4 protein-coding genes are annotated in these 2635 nt (G+C 34.5%); all 4 read right to left on the bottom strand.

The window, feature by feature from the left end; genetic code table 11:
• Positions 1 to 189: 189 nt before the first annotated feature.
• Positions 190 to 795 carry an ANTAR domain-containing response regulator gene (locus ABFX15_RS09115; protein WP_346025113.1) on the bottom strand — a complete coding sequence of 202 codons (606 nt, stop codon included), beginning with the start codon at positions 793 to 795 and terminating at the stop codon, positions 190 to 192.
• A gap of 26 nt (positions 796 to 821) precedes the next feature.
• Positions 822 to 1169 (bottom strand): ethanolamine utilization microcompartment protein EutS, encoded by a 348-nt coding sequence (gene eutS, locus ABFX15_RS09110; RefSeq protein WP_346025112.1) that lies wholly within the window; start codon positions 1167 to 1169, stop codon positions 822 to 824.
• A 377-nt stretch (positions 1170 to 1546) separates the two neighbouring features.
• Positions 1547 to 2092, bottom strand: coding sequence for an ECF transporter S component (locus ABFX15_RS09105; RefSeq protein WP_346025114.1), 546 nt, complete (start codon positions 2090 to 2092; stop codon positions 1547 to 1549).
• A complete protein-coding gene (locus tag ABFX15_RS09100) occupies positions 2092 to 2529 on the bottom strand; it encodes a DUF4430 domain-containing protein (RefSeq protein ID WP_346025111.1) in 438 nt (145 codons plus the stop codon). Before ABFX15_RS09100 ends, ABFX15_RS09105 begins: the two co-directional genes overlap by 1 nt.
• Between the last annotated feature and the right edge of the window lie 106 nt (positions 2530 to 2635).

Here is a 2635-nt window from a genome sequence, read left to right as displayed (position 1 = left end):
GAAAACCATTTGTGACGAAAGTAACAATCTATGGAAATCATTTATTCTAAGTTTTATGCAACACTAGTGTATCGCTATATCTATCCCTCCAATCAAAAAGCAAAGATGCTTAAAAAACGACTCTGAAAGTCATTTTTTAAGCATCTTTGCTTTTACCACAAGTTACATCACTTGCAGTTATTTTTAATTTTAAACTCCTAGTAATATGATATCCGCTATTTCCACCATAGATGTGCGCTTCTGCATACTCAGGTTTTGAATAAATCTATACGCTTCTGGTTCGCTTAACTGCTGTTCCTCCATGAGCAAGCCTTTAGCTTTTTCTATTATTTTTCTTTCGAATAACTTTTTATTAGCCTTTTTCACTTCAGATTCAAGCTGTTCAATTACAGAGGTTTGTTCACTGCCCAGATACAAGGTCGAGATTAAAACCTCCTTCTGTATAGGTTTTGACAGCCAGCCTATCATTTTTCTGCTTTTGATCTTTTCAAAATTTTCTTTGTTGATTTCTGAATCGTTATCACATAGAAAAATGACACCTTTTACATTATTCTCTGCAATTACTTTTCTCGAAGCTGTTATCCCGTTCAAAACCGGAAGTTTTAAATTGATTATCAGTATGTCTGGTTTTTCTTTCTTACACAATTCGAGAGCTGCAAAACCGTCTTTTCCAACTCCACTTATTGTGTAAACTTCTTCCATAAGTAAGTTTTTGATCATATCCATAGTTGCTAAGTCTTCGTCGACTATCACAATTTTTTTCATTTTGCCACACCTTTCATCGATGTTAAACAAAAATATGTTTAATCCTCCTCTTTCTTTTATGTTCTAGTGATTCTGACATCTGACATTCCCAAAATTTTCCCCAAACTTGTAAGCACATCTGATAGTGCAGCTTCAACCGCCCCAACTGTACCTGTAAACACTACTGACCCACTGAATCGATCGACAAATCCTATTTGAATATCAGCGGACTTAGTCGCAATATCAGCAGCTATGATTGAAGCTTCACTGGGAGTGATAGTTAAGATACCAATTGCATCACTGTTGCTGCTTAGAGGCAAGCCTAACTTGGTGTATAAATGCTTGTCAGGATTTGCAATGACATGTGCCAATGTAACCTGTTTCCCTGGGACATATTCCTGTATCATTCTTTGCTTATCATTCACAATAACACCTTATTCCCTAAAGTATCAGTCATAGTTAAATATACCGTTATTTATATATGACTATTATATCAATAAATAAAGCGTTGTCAATTAATCTGATGAAAAAAATTGAATATGTGAAAAAAAAACAAACTGACAGCTTATTCTTTTTTTATATCATAAATTAAGAAGGATATAAATATTCAACAGTAATCTATAATATCAGGTAGTTTTTCATAATAATCGAGCCATTACTTAAATTCAAATAAGTTGTTTTATGCTCCCTATATAGTACAATGATACAAAAAACCGAACCTTTTTCGATATTCTAATAATAGAAATCGAAAAAGGTTCGGTTTTTTAATTTAGTGTGAAATTGAAATATATTTTTTGTGGTCTTAATTATTCTCATTTCCACGTTTAGAAATTTTTTTTAATTTTAAACCCTTGGCAATAAGGGGATATAAGACCGGTGAAAGTATGAAGTAAAATGCCCCATTACCAAGTGCGTGCATGATATCCATAGGAATACCAAATGAATAATATATCCAGAAACTCTCCAGTCCAAGCAGATATGTCATGATAACTGAAATAACAAAGCCATATAATAAACCAGTAACCGCAGTGTACATAATCATAGTCCATTCAGGAAGTTTTTGATATATCGGTCTAACTACAGCTCCTGTGATCAGAATAATTATAAAATATGATACGATTTGAGCAACTGTCCAAATACCCATCCCGAGGGTTAAGTTGGAAATCAGAATAGATAGAACAGCAACTATCAATCCGTCTGCCATTCCCATCGACAATGTCAAAATAATCAATATTGCAGTCACCGGCTGAACATTCGGTAAAAACTGGAAAATCAGACGTCCGACGTGACTAACTGCAACCATCATTGACAATATAGCAACTCTCCTTGCGGGATGAGCGGAAGCCATTAGTCCATTCCGCCTAAATTCCATACGACTTCATCTCCATCTTCGAGATGAGTGTCTCCTGCTCCAGCTGGCGCCATTTCACCGTTAATATCAAATAACCACCAGTTTCCTTCCTCTTCATCCTGAGACAATTCCTCAATAGATGTAATGAATCCCCCATCATCTTCTACATCATAGTTCTCATGCATAACCTCTAATAAAGTCATTCCTTCTTCTACTTCTACTTCTTGTTCCCATCCTTCTATTGCTTCTCCATTTTCCTGTATGACTATGGAAACAATTGCATTTTCATCGTTTTCATTTGTATCAATTGTCTCATCTGATTGATTATCCTCAACAGCACCGTTTTCAGGGTTTTCTGCATCATTTGAATCACACCCTGTAAAGAGAAATGTTGATAATAAAGAGACTGTGAATAAATTAACTACTTTTTTCATATATACCTCTCCTCGTATAATAAAGTAATTACCATTTTTTTTGTTTTTTCGTGTTGTTTTAATGCAACTATCGTTGCTCTATCAATTAAAATACAAAAAGGCACCT

It is taken from the genome of Alkalibacterium indicireducens (assembly GCF_039522005.1).
Classification (GTDB): domain Bacteria; phylum Bacillota; class Bacilli; order Lactobacillales; family Carnobacteriaceae_A; genus Alkalibacterium; species Alkalibacterium indicireducens.
This window is presented reverse-complemented; position numbering and strand designations above follow the sequence as displayed.

Bases quoted from the DNA above. Each gene is read 5' to 3' on its own strand.
- ABFX15_RS09105 (WP_346025114.1), bottom strand. From the start codon at position 2,092: ATGGCTTCCGCTCATCCCGCAAGGAGAGTTGCTATATTGTCAATGATG.
- ABFX15_RS09100 (WP_346025111.1), bottom strand. From the start codon at position 2,529: ATGAAAAAAGTAGTTAATTTATTCACAGTCTCTTTATTATCAACATTT.